Origin of the sequence: Halomonas sp. SSL-5, assembly GCF_030708455.1 — a bacterium.
Lineage (GTDB): Bacteria > Pseudomonadota > Gammaproteobacteria > Pseudomonadales > Halomonadaceae > Halomonas.
In genome coordinates this window covers 288,671-303,290 of the sequence record NZ_JAUYWF010000003.1, presented here as the reverse complement: position 1 = coordinate 303,290, position 14,620 = coordinate 288,671, and the positions used below count along the sequence as shown (strand labels likewise).

General features: G+C 68.5%; 14 protein-coding genes. 4 read left to right on the top strand and 10 right to left on the bottom strand.

The genetic code is table 11. The annotated features are described in order from the left end of the window. Nucleotides 1–7 precede the first annotated feature (7 nt). The 5 genes from RAN53_RS04985 to RAN53_RS04965 all read right to left on the bottom strand — a co-directional run bounded on the left by RAN53_RS04985 (nt 8) and on the right by RAN53_RS04965 (nt 5,183). Nucleotides 8–1,579 carry a Re/Si-specific NAD(P)(+) transhydrogenase subunit alpha gene (locus RAN53_RS04985; RefSeq protein ID WP_305795704.1) on the bottom strand — a complete coding sequence of 524 codons (1,572 nt, stop codon included), beginning with the start codon at nt 1,577–1,579 and terminating at the stop codon, nt 8–10. Between the two features lie 233 nt (nt 1,580–1,812). Then, nucleotides 1,813–3,720, bottom strand: coding sequence for a molecular chaperone HtpG (gene htpG / locus RAN53_RS04980; RefSeq protein ID WP_305795703.1), 1,908 nt, complete (start codon nt 3,718–3,720; stop codon nt 1,813–1,815). 105 nt (nt 3,721–3,825) lie between these two features. Then, entirely contained in the window at nt 3,826–4,296 is a 471-nt protein-coding gene (locus tag RAN53_RS04975; protein WP_305795702.1) for a PaaI family thioesterase, read from the bottom strand. Next, a complete protein-coding gene (locus RAN53_RS04970; RefSeq protein WP_305795701.1) occupies nt 4,289–4,786 on the bottom strand; it encodes a PaaI family thioesterase in 498 nt (165 codons plus the stop codon). Before RAN53_RS04970 ends, RAN53_RS04975 begins: the two co-directional genes overlap by 8 nt. Nucleotides 4,787–4,838: 52 nt before the next feature. Next, nucleotides 4,839–5,183 (bottom strand): YkvA family protein, encoded by a 345-nt coding sequence (locus RAN53_RS04965; protein WP_305795700.1) that lies wholly within the window; start codon nt 5,181–5,183, stop codon nt 4,839–4,841. Nucleotides 5,184–5,345: 162 nt separating this feature from the next. Between RAN53_RS04965 and RAN53_RS04960 the strand changes: the two genes are divergently transcribed. Further along, on the top strand, nt 5,346–7,307 hold the full coding sequence (locus RAN53_RS04960; protein WP_305795699.1) for a transglycosylase SLT domain-containing protein: 1,962 nt from the start codon (nt 5,346–5,348) through the stop codon (nt 7,305–7,307). Nucleotides 7,308–7,323: 16 nt separating this feature from the next. Here the strand turns inward: RAN53_RS04960 and RAN53_RS04955 are convergent, their stop codons facing one another. Both RAN53_RS04955 and RAN53_RS04950 read right to left on the bottom strand, forming a co-directional pair. Next, the gene (locus tag RAN53_RS04955) at nt 7,324–7,968 is read right to left on the bottom strand and encodes a LysE family translocator (RefSeq protein WP_305795698.1); all 645 of its coding nucleotides are present in this window, start codon (nt 7,966–7,968) and stop codon (nt 7,324–7,326) included. 6 nt (nt 7,969–7,974) lie between these two features. Then, complete coding sequence (locus RAN53_RS04950) at nt 7,975–8,391, bottom strand: NINE protein (protein ID WP_305795697.1); 417 nt, start codon at nt 8,389–8,391, stop codon at nt 7,975–7,977. Between the two features lie 269 nt (nt 8,392–8,660). Here RAN53_RS04950 and RAN53_RS04945 point away from each other — a divergent pair, with 269 nt between their 5' ends. Further along, nucleotides 8,661–8,867 (top strand): cold-shock protein, encoded by a 207-nt coding sequence (locus tag RAN53_RS04945; protein WP_023005630.1) that lies wholly within the window; start codon nt 8,661–8,663, stop codon nt 8,865–8,867. Between the two features lie 130 nt (nt 8,868–8,997). On the opposite strand, the gene RAN53_RS04940 is transcribed toward RAN53_RS04945, so the two are convergent. The 3 genes from RAN53_RS04940 to RAN53_RS04930 all read right to left on the bottom strand — a co-directional run bounded on the left by RAN53_RS04940 (nt 8,998) and on the right by RAN53_RS04930 (nt 12,310). After that, nucleotides 8,998–9,723 (bottom strand): hypothetical protein, encoded by a 726-nt coding sequence (locus RAN53_RS04940; protein ID WP_305795696.1) that lies wholly within the window; start codon nt 9,721–9,723, stop codon nt 8,998–9,000. Between the two features lie 63 nt (nt 9,724–9,786). After that, entirely contained in the window at nt 9,787–11,700 is a 1,914-nt protein-coding gene (locus RAN53_RS04935; RefSeq protein ID WP_305795695.1) for a M48 family metallopeptidase, read from the bottom strand. A gap of 13 nt (nt 11,701–11,713) precedes the next feature. Then, the gene (locus RAN53_RS04930) at nt 11,714–12,310 is read right to left on the bottom strand and encodes a LemA family protein (RefSeq protein WP_305795694.1); all 597 of its coding nucleotides are present in this window, start codon (nt 12,308–12,310) and stop codon (nt 11,714–11,716) included. A gap of 217 nt (nt 12,311–12,527) precedes the next feature. On the opposite strand from RAN53_RS04930, the gene RAN53_RS04925 reads away from it, so the two are divergent. Both RAN53_RS04925 and RAN53_RS04920 read left to right on the top strand, forming a co-directional pair. Then, entirely contained in the window at nt 12,528–14,126 is a 1,599-nt protein-coding gene (locus tag RAN53_RS04925) for a cation:proton antiporter family protein (RefSeq protein ID WP_305795693.1), read from the top strand. Between the two features lie 77 nt (nt 14,127–14,203). Further along, nucleotides 14,204–14,491 (top strand): hypothetical protein, encoded by a 288-nt coding sequence (locus RAN53_RS04920; RefSeq protein WP_305795692.1) that lies wholly within the window; start codon nt 14,204–14,206, stop codon nt 14,489–14,491. Nucleotides 14,492–14,620 lie beyond the last annotated feature (129 nt).

Below are 14,620 nucleotides of genomic sequence, written 5' to 3'. Positions count from 1 at the left end.
CCGCGGTTCACGATTTCTGGAACATGGCCAGCATCCGGCGTGTCACCAGGAAGCCGCCCACGATATTGATGGTGGCGACCAGTACCGAGATGGCCGCCATGAGCGTCACCAGGGCGCTGCCCGAGCCGATCTGCAGGATCGCCCCGAGGATGATGATCCCGGAGATGGCATTGGTCACGGCCATCAGCGGCGTATGCAGCGAGTGGCTGACACCCCAGATCACCTGGAAGCCGACGAAGCAGGCCAGCACGAAGACGATGAAGTGCTGCATGAAGGAGGCAGGCGCCACCTGGCCGAGCAGCAACATCAGCGCGCCGCCCACCCCGAGCAGGGTCGCCTGACGCTTGGTCTGAGCCTTGAAGGTGGCCAGTTCGGCGGCCTTCCTCTCCTCCGGCGTCGGCTCCTTCTCCTTGGGCTTGGGCTTGGCCGCGGCGATCGCCTTGACCTTGGGCGGCGGCGGCGGGAAGGTGATCTCGCCGGCGTGGGTCACGGTGGCGCCGCGGATGACGTCATCTTCCATGTCATGGACGATGGCGCCGTCCTTCTCCGGCGTCAGGTCGGTCAGCATGTGACGGACGTTGGTGGAATAGAGCAGCGAGGACTGGGTGGCCATGCGCGACGGGAAGTCGGTGTAGCCGACCACGGTCACGCCGTTGTCGCTGACCACCTTCTCGTCGGGCTTGGTGAGGTCGCAGTTGCCGCCCTTCTCGGCGGCCAGGTCGATGATTACCGAACCCGGCTTCATGGCCTGGACCATGTCCTCGAGCCACAGCTTGGGCGCCGGCTTGCCGGGGATCAGCGCCGTGGTGATGACGATATCGATGTCCGGGGCCTGCTCGCGGAAGCACTCGAGCTGCTTCTCGCGAAACTCGGGGCTAGAGGGTGCCGCATAGCCGCCGGTCTCGGCACCGTCCTGGCTCTCGTCGAAGTCGAGGAACAGGAACTCGGCGCCCATGGATTCGATCTGCTCGGCCACCTCGGGACGCACGTCGAAAGCACGCACCACCGCCCCCAGGCTGGTGGCGGTACCGATGGCGGCGAGACCCGCCACGCCGGCGCCGATCACCAGCACCTTGGCCGGCGGTACCTTGCCGGCGGCGGTCACCTGGCCGGTGAAGAAGCGCCCGAAGTTGTTGCCCGCCTCGATCACCGCGCGATAGCCGGCAATATTGGCCATGGACGACAGGGCATCCATCTTCTGGGCCCGCGAGATACGCGGCACCATGTCCATGGCCACCACGCTGGCGCCCTGGGCACGGCACTTCTCGAGCAGCGCCTCGTTCTGGGCCGGCCAGAAGAAGCTGATCAGGGTCTGGCCCTGGCGCAGGCGCTCGGCCTCCGCCTCCTCGGGCTCACGAACCTTGATCACCACCTCGGCCTCGGTCCACAGCGCCTCGGCGCTGTCGACCACTCTGACACCGGCGTTGCGGTAGGCGTCGTCATCGAAGCCGGCGGCCACGCCGGCCCCGCTCTCGATCAGGCATTCGTGTCCAAGCTTCTGTATGAACTTCGCGCTGTCAGGGGTCAGCGCGACGCGCGCCTCGCCCTTGGCGAGCTCCCTGGGTGCACCAATCTTCACGTTGGATCTCCCGGTTGGTTATTGAAATCATGCATAGGGCAGACCCATTATTCATACCTGACAATGCCGCATTGCACAACCGTCGAATCTCCGTCGAAGGCTCCTGCTATGCAGCATCATCACGCTGAAAAACGGGCATAAACCGACGCTGACCGGAAACCGGGGAAAAGGCAAGTGATAGAAGCGCGCAGGCCGCCAGAAGGCGGCCTGCAGAGGTGGGAAGGGTGGCGGGTTCAGGCGCTCAACAGCGCGTTGAGGCGCTTGACGTAGGCGGCCGGGTCGTCGAGGTGCCCGCCCTCGGCGATGATCGCCTGATCCAGCAGGATGTGCGCCAGGTCGCTGAAGCCCTCGCCCTCGACGCCCTCGAGACGCGCCACCAGCGCATGCTCGGGGTTGAGCTCGAGGATCGGCTTGACCTCGGGCATCGGCTGACCGGCTGCCTCCATGATGCGGCGCATCTGGAAGCCCATCTCGTGCTCGGGCAGCACCACGCAGGCCGGCGAGTCGGTCAGGCGGTGGGTCACCTTGACCTCCTGGACGGTGTCGCCCAGCGCCTCCTTGACCCGCTTGACCAGCTCCTGCTTGGCCTTGGCGGTCTCCTCCTGGGCCTGCTTCTCCTCCTCGCCCTCGATCTCGCCGAGGTCGAGCTCACCCTTGGCCACGTCGACCAGCGACTTGCCGTCGAACTCGTGGAGGTGGCTCATCAGCCACTCGTCGATGCGGTCGTGGAGCAGCAGCACCTCGATGCCCTTCTTGCGGAAGATCTCCAGGTGGGGGCTGGACTTGGCCGCGTTGAAGCCGTCGGCGACGATGTAGTAGATCTTCTGCTGCCCCTCCGGCATGCGGCCGATATAGTCGGCCAGCGACTGGTCCTGGGTGGTGCTGTCGGTGTGGGTGGTGGAGAAACGCAGCAGGCCGGCGATCTTCTCGCGGTTGGCGGCGTCTTCCGCCGGGCCCTCCTTGAGCACGCTGCCGAAGGTGTTCCAGAAGGTCTGATAGGCCGCCTGGTCCTTGGCCAGCTTCTTGAGCATGTCCAGCGCACGCTTGGTCAGCGCGGCCCGGATCTTCTCGACCTTGGGATCCTGCTGGAGCAGCTCGCGGGAGACGTTGAGCGACAGGTCGCGGGTATCCAGCACGCCCTTGATGAAACGCAGGTAGAGCGGCAGGAACTGCTCGGCGTCGTCCATGATGAAGACGCGCTGCACGTAGAGCTTCACGCCACGCGCGCCGTCGCGCTCATAGAGGTCGAAGGGCGCACGACCCGGCACATAGAGCAGGCTGGTATATTCCAGCTTGCCCTCGACCTTGTTGTGGCTCCAGGTCAGCGGATCGCTGAAGTCGTGGGCCACGTGCTTGTAGAAGGCCTGGTACTCGTCGTCGGTGATCTCGCTCTTGGGGCGTACCCATAGCGCGGTGGCCTCGTTGACGGTCTCCCAGGTGACGGCCTCGCTGCCTTCGATCTCGTTGCCTTCCTCGTCGCGGGCCTTCTCGACCCGGGGCATGCGCACCGGCACCTCGATATGGTCGGAGTACTTGCGCACCAGGCTCTGCAGGCGGAAGTCGTCGGCGAATTCCTGGGCATCGGCCTTGAGGTGCAGCACGATCTCGGTGCCATGGGCCTCGCGCTCGACGTCGGCCACGGTGAACTCGCCCTCGCCCTGGGAGCGCCACTCGACGCCCTCGGCCGTGTCGCTGCCCGCCTTGCGGGTGCGCACCGTGATGTCGTCGGCGACGATGAAGCCGGAGTAGAAGCCCACACCGAACTGGCCGATCAGGCGGGCGTCCTTCTGCTGCTCGCCGGAGAGCTGCTTGAGGAACTCGGCGGTGCCGGAGCGGGCGATGGTGCCGAGGTTGGAGATCACCTCGTCGCGGCTCATGCCGATGCCGTTATCGCGCACCGTGACGGTGCCCGCCTCGGCGTCGTGCTCGATCTCGATGCGCAGCTCGCTGTCGCCCTCGTAGAGCCCATCGTTGTCCAGCGCCGCGTAACGCAGCTTGTCGCAGGCGTCGGCGGCGTTGGAGATCAGCTCGCGCAGGAATATCTCCCGGTTGGAGTACAGGGAGTGGATCATCAGGTGCAGCAGCTGCTTGACCTCGGTCTGGAAGCCGAGGGTCTCTTCATGGTGCGTGGCGGTAGTCATGTTGCGTGAACCCCTTGTTTCGACATGACGGCGGTGGGCGGGCCACCGACTCGGATCTGGCAGTCGATATGGGGTTGCGCCGGCGCTTTTCAAGCCTCGGCTGGCTCACTCCTGGCGGCCGGCGGGGTCACCCAGCACGAAATGCAGCCGCGCGGTGGCCACCGGGGCGGCTGCATCCTTCTGCCAGGCGCTGACCGTGACATTGGCCAGGCGCCGCCCCTCACGCAGCAGCGAACAGTGGGCGTAGGTGGGTACCAGGCGAGCGGTGCGCAGGTAGTCGATGGAGATATCGACGATGCGCGGCAGGCGCGGCTCCCGGGAAGCCAGCATCAGGTCGAGCGTCGCCGCGGTCTCCATGAAGGCCGCCACCACGCCGCCATGCAGGGCCGGCAGCATCACGTTGCCGACGTTATCCGGGAGGGGGTCGAGGCGGAACAGCAGGCCCTCGCCCCGGGGATCCGGTTGCGCCGAGACCCCGATGCGCCGCGCGTAGGGCATCAGCGCAAGCCATGCCGCCAGATCGCGATCATCACGGGTCCTGGCCAGCCATTCCACACCGTGAATGCCTTCAGGCATGATCATCCTCCTCGGCAAACAGCGCCTCAGCGAACGCCGGCGGGGTGTTGCGCGGCCCCAGCCGCACGAAGTTGCCGACGGCCCGGGCCACGTCACCCTGGGCCGACTGCCAGACCCGCCCCTCGGTGAACACCACCGAGGCGGTGACCCGCAGCGTGCGAGCTTCCACCAGCAGGTCCTGGCCGGCCACCGCCGGGCGCAGGTGATCGACGCGCAGGTCCAGGGTCGGGCACACCTCTGGCGCCGGGAGCGCGGGCAGCACCGCCGAGCCGCAGGCGGTATCCAGCAGCATGGTCAGCACCCCGCCGTGCACCAGGCCGCGAGCGCTGTCGCCCCGCAAGTCCTCGTGCCAGGGCAGGCGCATGCGGGTCAGCCGTGGCGAGGCCTCGAGCACCTCGAGACCCAGCTCGCGGGTATGCGGAATCACGTTGACGAAACGGGTCAGGGCGCGCCGCCAGTCGGCGCTACCGGGGGATGAATCGGCGTGCATGGCGCGGCTCGCTGGGCTGTGGACGTGAACATCGGGCGATCAAACGATCGTATCAGGCCCCGGCGGTGCCGTCTTCGCCGGAATCAACGCCGCCCTCGCGCCAGGCACGATAGGGCGCCAGGGCGGCGTCCACCCGGGTCAGCAGCCAGCCGACGATCACCGCGTCATCGAGCACGCCCACCAGCACCAGGACGTCGGGGATCAGGTCCAGGGGCGAGACCAGATAGGCCAGCGCGGCGAGCATCCACAGGATGGCCGCCCAGGGCACGGGGCGATAGCGCCCGCGCAGCACGTCGCCGAGCATCGGCACGAACAGCCGCAGGGCCCGGGTGATCCGGCCGATCAGCCGGGAACGCCCGCGCAGCCGCGTCTTCAGATTTCCGCCCTTGCCTGCCATGGGCACCCTCCTCGCCACGCCTGTCGATCAGGTCTCCACGATAGGCGATTCCGGTTCGCGGCGACAGCCTCGACGCGCTGTCGTGAGCGAGCGACACTATCCCCGAGTTCCCCCATCGGCGAGGATGGCGGTTTGCACGTGAATCGATGCTGGAGGCTTCCCATGTCCCTGCGCTTTCCCGCTCCCTGGCGTGCGCTGGCCGCCGCCACCCTGGCCTGCCTGCCACTGACCGGCCTGCCCCAGCTCGTCCAGGCCGACGACCGCAGCATGCGCGAGGCCCTGCAGGCCGCCCGGGCCGGCGAGTGGCACAGGGTCGACGAGGCGGCCATTCGCGACCATGAGCTGGCCGGCTACGTGGCCTATCACCGCCTGCGTGACAGCCTGCCCGATGCCGAGCCACAGCGGGTACTGGCGTTCATCGACCGCCATGCCGACTCCCCCCTCGCCGACTGGATACGCGGCCAGGCCATCGACGAGTATGGCCAGGCCGAACGCCATGCCTACCTGCTGGAGGTCGCCGATGGAGAGCCCGAAGGCACCGCCCGGCGCTGCCACTACTACACCGCCCTGCTCGGCCGCGACCCCGCCACGGCCGCCGAGGGGGGCCGCGAGCTATGGCACGTCGGCCGCTCCCAGCCCGCGGCCTGTGACAGCCTCTTCGACACCCTGCGCAGCCGCGGCGAGATCGGCGAGCAGCAGGTCTGGGAGCGTCAGATGCTTGCCTGGCAGGCCGGCGAGAGCGGCCTGGCGAGCTACCTGGGTCGCCAGCTGGGCAGCCGCTGGCAATCCGCCCAGCAGGCCATGGACCGCGTGCAGGACGATTACGCTGCGATCACCCGGGTCCCCGACTGCCTCGGCGCCGACTGCCGCGGCAGCGGCCCCTTCTTCGCTGCCGCCATGCATGGCTATGTGCGCGCCGATACCGAGGAGGCACTGGGGGCCTGGCGCCGGATCGCCCCGGGGCTGGCCCTCGATGCCGAGCACCGCCAGGCCATCGAACGCGACCTGATCTTCTATTCGCTGGTGCGCGAGGTGCGCGCCAATCGCGCCTGGGTCGACGAGGCGCTGCCCGGGCTCCCGGAACCGGACCTGCTCGAGCTTCGAGTTCGCACGGCCCTGGCCGATCGCGACTGGCGCGGCGTCATCGACTGGGTCCGGCGCATGCCGGACGAGACCCGTCGCGACGAACGCTGGCAGTACTGGCTGGGCCGCGCCTACGAGCAGCTCGGCGACCAGACCACCGCCCAGCGCGCCTATGCGGCCGCCGCCGAGGGCCGCAGCTTCTTCGGCTTCACCGCCGCCGACCGGCTGGGCCGCCCCTATGCCCTCAACATGGAGCGCAACGACTTCGACAACGCCTATCGCCAGCAGGTGTCTCGTTGGCCCGCGGTGAGGCGCACCGAGGCCCTGCTGCGCATCGACGAACCGGGACTGGCCGCCAGCGAGTGGTACGCGGCGGTGCGCCGCGCCGGCCCGCGGGACGCCCGCGCGCTGGGCGACTACGCCCGCCAGCGCGGCTGGCATGCCAAGCTGGTGCAGACCACCATCGTCGGCCAGCTATGGGACGCCCTCGAGTGGCGCTTCCCCGAGGCCTACCGCGACGATTTCCTGGAGTGGGGACGCCGGACCGGGGTCGACCCCTACCTGCTGATGGGCATCGCCCGGCGCGAGAGCGCCTACAACCCCGAGGCGCTATCGCCGGCCGGCGCCCGCGGACTGATGCAGGTGATGCCCGGCACCGCCACCCAGCTGGCTCGCCAGCTGGGCATCGCCGACCCGGGCCCCTACGGCGTCCTCGACCCCCAGACCAACATTCGCCTGGGCAGCACCTATATCCGCGACATGCTCGAGCGCTACCGCGGCAACCGCCTGGCCGCCACGGCGGCCTACAACGCCGGTCCCGGCCGGGTGGACCGCTGGCTGGCCGAGGGCGCCCCCCGGGAGTTCGACCTCTTCGTGGAGAGCATTCCCTTCCGCGAGACACGCAACTACGTCCAGGCGGTGCTCACCTACCGGGCGATCTTCGAGAGCCTGGCCAACGGCGGCAACAGCGAGGGGGTCTCGATGCTCACCCCGGCGGAGAAGACGGTGCGCTACGACGGCTCGCTGCTGGCCAGGAAATAAGCTGGAAGCAGCCGGGTCAGCCGGGCTGGCGCTCCAGTGCCAGCCTGACGCCGAACACGATCAGCACCGCCCCGGTCAGCCCGTTGAGCCAGCGGGCGAAGGCGCGGCTGGCCAGCAGCCGCCCCGCCCCACCCACCATCAGCGCCACGCCCACCTGCCAGAGGTTGGCTATCACGAAGTGCACCCCGGCCAGGAACAGCGACTTGGCCAGGGCCGGATCGCCCGGGGCGATGAACTGCGGCAGGAAGGCCATGTAGAAGACCACGGTCTTGGGGTTGAGCACGTTGGAGAGCAGCCCCTCGCGCAAGGGCCTCCAGGCCGGCACCACACGACGCTCGCCGCGCACCCCGGCCACCGGCAGCCCCTGGCCGCGCCGCGCCGCCAGCAGGGCCTGCAGCCCCAGCCAGATCAGATAGACGGCCCCGGCCAGCTTGAGTGCGGCGAAGGCCCAGGCCGACTGCAGCAGGATCAGCGAGATGCCCAGCGCCGAGACGGCGGCGTGCACGAACAGCCCGCAGCAGATCGCCAGGCTGGTCAGCACCCCGTCGCGTACTCCGCCCCGGGCGGTGTTGCGGATCACCAGCAGGGTATCCACCCCCGGGCTGATCGAGAGCAGGGTAATGGCCACCAGGAAAGGCCAGAACTGGGCATCGATCAACATGACGCCCTATCCCGCCCGACGCGCGTGGCGCATGGAGATCTGATCGTTGAGGGTCCAGAAATCGTAGAGCACGCCCAGCCCCAGCAGGCCGAAGGTCAGCAGGTAGAGGATGCCGGTCAGCCACTTGCCCTGATAGAAGCGGTGCAGCCCGAACACCCCGAGGAAGGTCAGCAGCAGCCAGGCCAGGGAGTAGTTGATGGGCCCCGGCGTGAAGCGCAGGTCCGCCTGGCGATCCATGGCGGGGATCAGGAAGAGGTCGATCAGCCAGCCGATGCCGAGCAGGCCGAGGGTGAAGAACCAGATGGTGCCGGTCACCGGCTTGCCATAGTAGAAGCGGTGGGCACCGAGGAAGCCGAACAGCCACAGCAGGTAGCCGAGCAGCATGCTGTGGGTATCGCGCGAGGAGAGCGGGGGTGCGGACATGACGATCTCGAGAAAGGTGGGAAGAGGCGGCCCGGGCGCGCTGGACGCCCCCGGGCTTTCCAACTAGAGTGACCTTGCGGGCTCGGCATAGTCTCCCTGCGTCGCGCAGCGTTCGCAAGCCTGGCCGAGGCACCGCGATCGATGCACTGGTCGGCGGGAATGAGGGTAGTGGAAGCTGCCCATGTCCCTATCCTGCCAGGCACCGCGGCAAGAGCGCGATCGACGCGCTTGCGCCGGCAACACCATCCGTATGTTAAGGAAATCGACAAATGGCAACTGGCACTGTCAAGTGGTTCAACGATACCAAGGGCTACGGCTTCATCTCCCCGGACGACGGCGGCGATGACCTGTTCGCTCACTTCTCCGAGATTCAGGCTGAAGGCTTCAAGTCCCTGCAGGATGGCCAGAAGGTCACCTTCGAGGTGACCCAGGGCAAGAAGGGCCTTCAGGCCTCCAACATCCGGCCCGCCGACTGAGCGTCAACTCGACGGAACGGCGCCGCCGTACCAACGAGCAAGGCCCACCGCACGGTGGGCCTTCTTGATGGTGGTGACCCCACCACCCGGTTAGTGGGCCTCGGCGTGCGAGGCCCGAGCCGGGCGGCTGCTACTCCTCGGCGGCCTCATCACCGGGCACCGACGCCCCGCCCTCCATGGGCTCGCTGTCGAAGTCGCCGAACTCGGGCACTTCCCGCTCCATCTCCTCGAACTGTTTCTCAAGCTCCCGCTGGGCCTCCTGGAAGCGGCGCTCCTGCTCCTCGATGATGGCATCGATGTCCGAGCCTGCCGTGTCGTCACCGGCCAGCGGGTCGTCACCGAGGGAGGAGTCGATGTCGATGCTGCTCTCGAAGTCATCGCCCTCCATGGGCTCGGGTACCGACGCTTCCTGCTCGGCCTGCTCGAACTGCTCGTCGATGCGCTGCTGGGCCTCCTCGAAGCGTCGCTCGGTCTCCTCGATGATGGCATCGACGTCCTCACGGGTCGCCTCGCCGGGCAGGGCCCCCTCCTCCTCCAGCGCCGCCTCGGGTGATTCTCCCAGGGTCTCGGTATCGGCGGTGACCTCGGTGTCGTCCGGCATGGCCTCTGCATCGCTCTGCTCGGCAGCGGCCGCCTCCTCCGCGGCCTCTCCTTCTGCCGCCTCTTCTTCTGCAGCCTGCCCCTCGGCTGTCGCGTCATCTGGCTCCGCGACGGCCGGCGCCTGCTCGTCCACCGCCTCCTCCGACGCTTCCGGCGCGTCGGTACCGGTCGACTGTTCGTCGCCGTTACCGCAGCCGGCCAGGCCCAGGGCCAGTAGCGTGGCCAGCAGGGCCGGCTTCCAGAGTGTGGTCGTCATCAAAGCGTCTCCGTCACGAAAAAGCCACATTGCAGCAGAGCGGCCGCCCCCCCGCAAGCCGACCTATGCCTCACCCAGGCCCCCAAGCGGCAGCGGAGCCCCCAGGGTCCAGGCCACCGCACGCAGCAGCTCGGCTTCCTCGGGGGCCACCCGGCCGTCCTGCTCCACGCAGCAGACCATGGCGGCAAGCAGCGGCGCCCGCTCCTCGTTGCGCAGCCGCGCCAGACGCCCCAGCGCCCAATCCAGTTCCTGGGGACTGGCCGGCTCGACGACCAGGTCCAGCGCTACGCCGAGTGCCGCGGCGATCCGTTCCAGCGCCGCCTGTGCCGCATCCCGCTCGGGCTGTCCGGCCAGGGCCAGGGTCGAGAGCAGGCGGGAGAGCGGCCCGGCAAGGTCGGCCAGGCGGCGGTCCCGGTGGGCTCGGCGCTCCCCGTCCAGCCCCGCCCTTACCAGCCGGTGCAGCGCCCACTGCAGCGCACCCGGCGCCGACTCGGCGGCCATCAGGCCATCCAGGCAGGTGCGGAAACGTGCCCCCTGGGCGGGGCTCAAGGCACGCAGCGCGGGAAGCGCCAGTTCGATCAGCGGCAGCCGGTCACCGGCAGAGAGTCCCGCCAGCGGCTCGGCCAGGGCGTCGAGCTCGGCCAGCACCTCGGGCAGTGCCTGGCCCTCGAGCACCGCCCGCTGGGCCTCGCGGCTGTCCGATTCGACCCCCATCAGGATGGCATAGACCAGCGCCCGGGCCGCGAAGGGGTCGTGGGCGGCATCGAGCAGGCGCGCATCGAGCCCGGCCAGGCGCCGACGTGCACTGGCCAGCGCCGCATCGTCGGGGCGGCCGAGGCTGGCCACCACCGCGGTCCCCAGGGCGGCCCCGGCCAGCGCCGCCCCGCCGGAGGGGGGAGCCGGGGTGGTGGAGTGAGTCGCGGCGCGGGGTGGCTCCGCGGCGGCCCGGGGCGTCGGCGCGAAGGGCTCGGGCAGGCGGCCATCCCAGCGCGGCAGCACGCGGCGGATGCGCGCGGCAAGCGGCGGGTGGGTGGCGGTGAAGCGGCTGAAGCTGCGCACGCCGCTGCCGAAATAGAGGTGGCTGAACTCGGCGGCGTTGGCCGCCAGCAGGCGCGAGCCGAGGCGGTAGGCGGCCAGGGTCTGCAGCGCCCCGCCGATGCCCTCGGGGTTGCGGGTGTACTGCACCGCGCTGGCATCGGCCAGGAACTCGCGCTGGCGACTCACCGCCGCCTTGATCAGGTTGCCGCACAGGGTGCCGGCGTAGCCCACCACCATCAGCGCCACGCCCAGCCCCATGAGGGCCACATGGCCACCGCGACGCGAGCCCCGGCGGCGTCCGCCCAGCATCCCGCGCAGCAGGAAGCGCCCCGCCAGGCCGATCACCAGGATACCGTGGAGCAGCGCCACCAGGCGCAGGTTGAGACGCATGTCGCCGTGCAGGATATGGCTGAACTCGTGGGCGATGACGCCCTGAAGCTGATCGCGATCGAGGTGCTCGATGGCGCCGCGGGTGACGCCGATCACCGCGTCGTGGGACCCATGCCCGGCGGCGAAGGCGTTGATGGCGGCATCATCCAGCAGGTAGACGGCTGGCACCGGCATCCCCGAGGCGATGGCCATCTCCTCCACCACGTGGAGCAGGCGCCGTTCCCCCGCGTCGCGGGTATCCAGTGCCAGGGGGCGCCCGCCCAGGGCCTCGGCCACCGCATAGCCACCGGCGCGCAGCTGCAGGTGGCGCACCAGGCCGCCGAGCACCACGATCGCCACCACGCCGCCCGCCACCAGCACGAAGAGCCGTGGCTCCAGCGCCGCCGCCAGCGGGTCGCCTCCCGACATGTGCGCCGGGTCCAGCATCACCACGGCCAGCGCCACCAGCACGCAGGTCAGCGCCACCAGCGCCGCGACGGCGAGCAACAGCAGCAGGACCAGGCGCCCAGAGAGGCGCCGGGCGCGGTCCTGGGCGGTGAAGAAGTCCATGCGGGGCCTCCGCTCAGAAGCTGACGCGGGGCGCGGCCTGGATCTCCGCGCTGTCCTCGAACTCCAGCAGGGCGGCGTCGTCACGGTGGCCGAAGGAAGCGGCCAGGATCACCGGCGGGAAGCTCTGCTTGTAGGTGTTGTACTGCATCACGGCGTCGTTGAAGGCCTGGCGCGCGAAGGCGACGCGGTTCTCGGTGCTGGTCAGGGTCTCGGAGAGCTGGCGCATGTTCTCCGAGGCCTTGAGGTCTGGATAGGCCTCCATCACCACGTTGAGGCGCCCCAGGGCGGCGCCCAAGGCCCCCTCGGCGCCGGCCAGCTCGGCCATGGCGGCGGCGTTGCCGGGAGCGGCGGCGGCGTGCTTCAGGCCGACCTCGGCGGCGTTGCGTGCCTCGGTCACCGCGGCGAGGGTCTCGCGCTCGTGGGCCATGTAGGCCCGCGCGGTCTCCACCAGGTTGGGGATCAGGTCATGGCGCCGCTTGAGCTGCACCTCGATCTGGGCGAAGGCGTTCTGGAAGCGATTCTTCAGCGCCACCAGGCGGTTGTAGATGCTGACGGCATAGATCAGCAGGGCAACCAGCAACACGACAGGCAGGATCAGCGAGAGGTCCATGGCGTCCTCATGTGGCATGCAGGGCGACGCCGACCACCGGCGTCCTTGCCTAACCTTAGCCGCAGACGGCGCCGATGGCGATCACGAAGGGCCAGCCAGAAGCGCTCGGCGGGGCTGAATCATCCTCGGGCGGTAACCTTGTCATGCAACGATGCCATTCAAGCACCGGCTTCCGTAAACTGGTCATCACATACGATGCATAGAACAGGGAGCGTCCATGATCGAACCGGCCTTTCTTCTCGCCGCCTTCATCGGCGGGTTTGCCGCCCTGGCCCTGCGCCTGCCACCCCTGGTGGGCTTCCTGGTCGCCGGCTTCGCCCTCAACGCCCTGGGCTATGAAAACACCCCGCTGCTCGAGCTGATCTCCGACATCGGGGTCACCCTGCTGCTGTTCACCATTGGCCTCAAGCTCGATGTACGCACCCTGCTTCGCGGAGATGTCTGGGGCGGTGGAACCCTGCATATGCTGGGCTCGTCGCTGCTGTTCTTCGGCCTGCTGGCGCTATTCAAGGGCTGGGGACTGAGCCTGCTGGCAAACAGCCAGTGGCAGACGCTGCTGCTGCTGGGCTTCGCCTTCTCCTTCTCGAGCACGGTGTTTGTGGTCAAGGTGCTGGAGAAGCGCAGCGAGACCCAGACCGCCTATGGCCGCCTGGCCATCGGGGTGCTGATCATGCAGGACATCTTCGCGGTACTCTTCATCACGGCCTCGAGCGGCAAGCTGCCGAGCCCCTGGGCCCTGGGCCTGGTGCTGCTGATCCCCCTCGCCCCCCTGCTGCGCCGCCTGCTGGATCGCCTCGGCCATGGCGAGATGCAGATCCTCTTCGGCATGCTGCTCGCCCTGGTGCTGGGCTACTCCCTGTTCGAAGCACTCGGCGTCAAGGGGGATCTCGGCGCCCTGATCATCGGGCTGCTGCTGGCCCCACATCCCGCCGCTCAGACCCTGGCGCGGTCGATGTTCAACATCAAGGAATTGCTGCTGGTTGGCTTCTTCCTGGCCATCGGCCTCACCGCCATGCCGGACAGCTCGCACCTGGCCATGGCGCTGCTACTGCTGGCGCTGCTGCCGCTCAAGAGCCTGCTCTACCTGCTGGTATTCATGCGTTTCCCGATGCGCAACCGCACCTCGATTCTGGCCACCCTGAGCCTCTCCAACTATTCCGAGTTCGGCCTCATCGTGGGCGCCATCGCAGTCTCCGGCGGGCTGCTGACGGAAGAGTGGCTGGTAGTCATCTCGCTGGCGGTGGCACTGAGCTTCGGCCTCTCGGCGATGATCAACGCCGTCAGCGAGGGAATCTATCGCTGGCTGGCCAAGCGACTGCCAGGACGCGACTCCAGGCAACTCACACCCAGCGACCGCCCGATCGAGGTGGGGGATGCCGAGGCGGTAGTGCTGGGCATGGGCCGCATCGGACGCAGCGTTTACCAGCGCCTCCAGAAGGAATACGGGCTACGACTCCTCGGCATCGACAGCAACCCGGCCAGCGTCAGGATGCTGACGGAACGTGGCTTCAACGTGGTGGAGGGTGACGCTCTCGACTCCGACTTCTGGGACAAGCTGCTGATGTCTCCCGATGTGCACATGGTGGTACTGGCCATGCCGCATCACGCCGGCAACCTGTTTGCCATAAAGCAGCTGCGGTCGCGCCAGTTCCCCGGAAAGATCACCGCCGTGGTCGAGTTTCCCGAGGAGATCGATCCGATCCGCGAGTTGGGTGCCAGCGCGGTGTTCCATGTCTATGACGAGGCGGGCCGAGCCCTGGCCGACAGCGCTGCCGAGGAGTCAGGCATCGAACCGGTCTCCACCCAGCTTGGCTGAGGCGCCCGGCCGATGATGACAAGGGCGCGCGGGATGGTTACCGTGAGCGCTTCCGCGACACCTCAGGAACAGCGCACATGGAAGAGTTCTTCACCTGGATCGGCAGGACCCTCGGCGAGGTCATCCGCTTCGTCGTCGACCTGCTGACCGGCTTCTTCGCCAATATCGGCGACTCCGCGAGAGGCTTCCTCCAGGGGCTGGCCGGCTCCCTGGGCATCTCCACCTCCATCGTCAGCCTGCTGATCCTGGTGGTCGGCCTGTGGATGCTGTGGAAGGCGTTCCGGGCCCTGACCCGCCGCGCCATCGTCGCCACCCTGATCTGGCTGCTGCTGGGCTTCGTCGTCTTGAGCTGGCTTATCTACTGACGCTCCCCCCGACATGAAAGCGCCGCCCCGAGGGGCGGCGCTTTTTTAGGTTCTTCGCAGATCAGGGTGAAGCTTGCTGGTGGGAGGCCTGCGGCCTCCAATCGCCCGGGGAACCCGGCCTCCCACAAT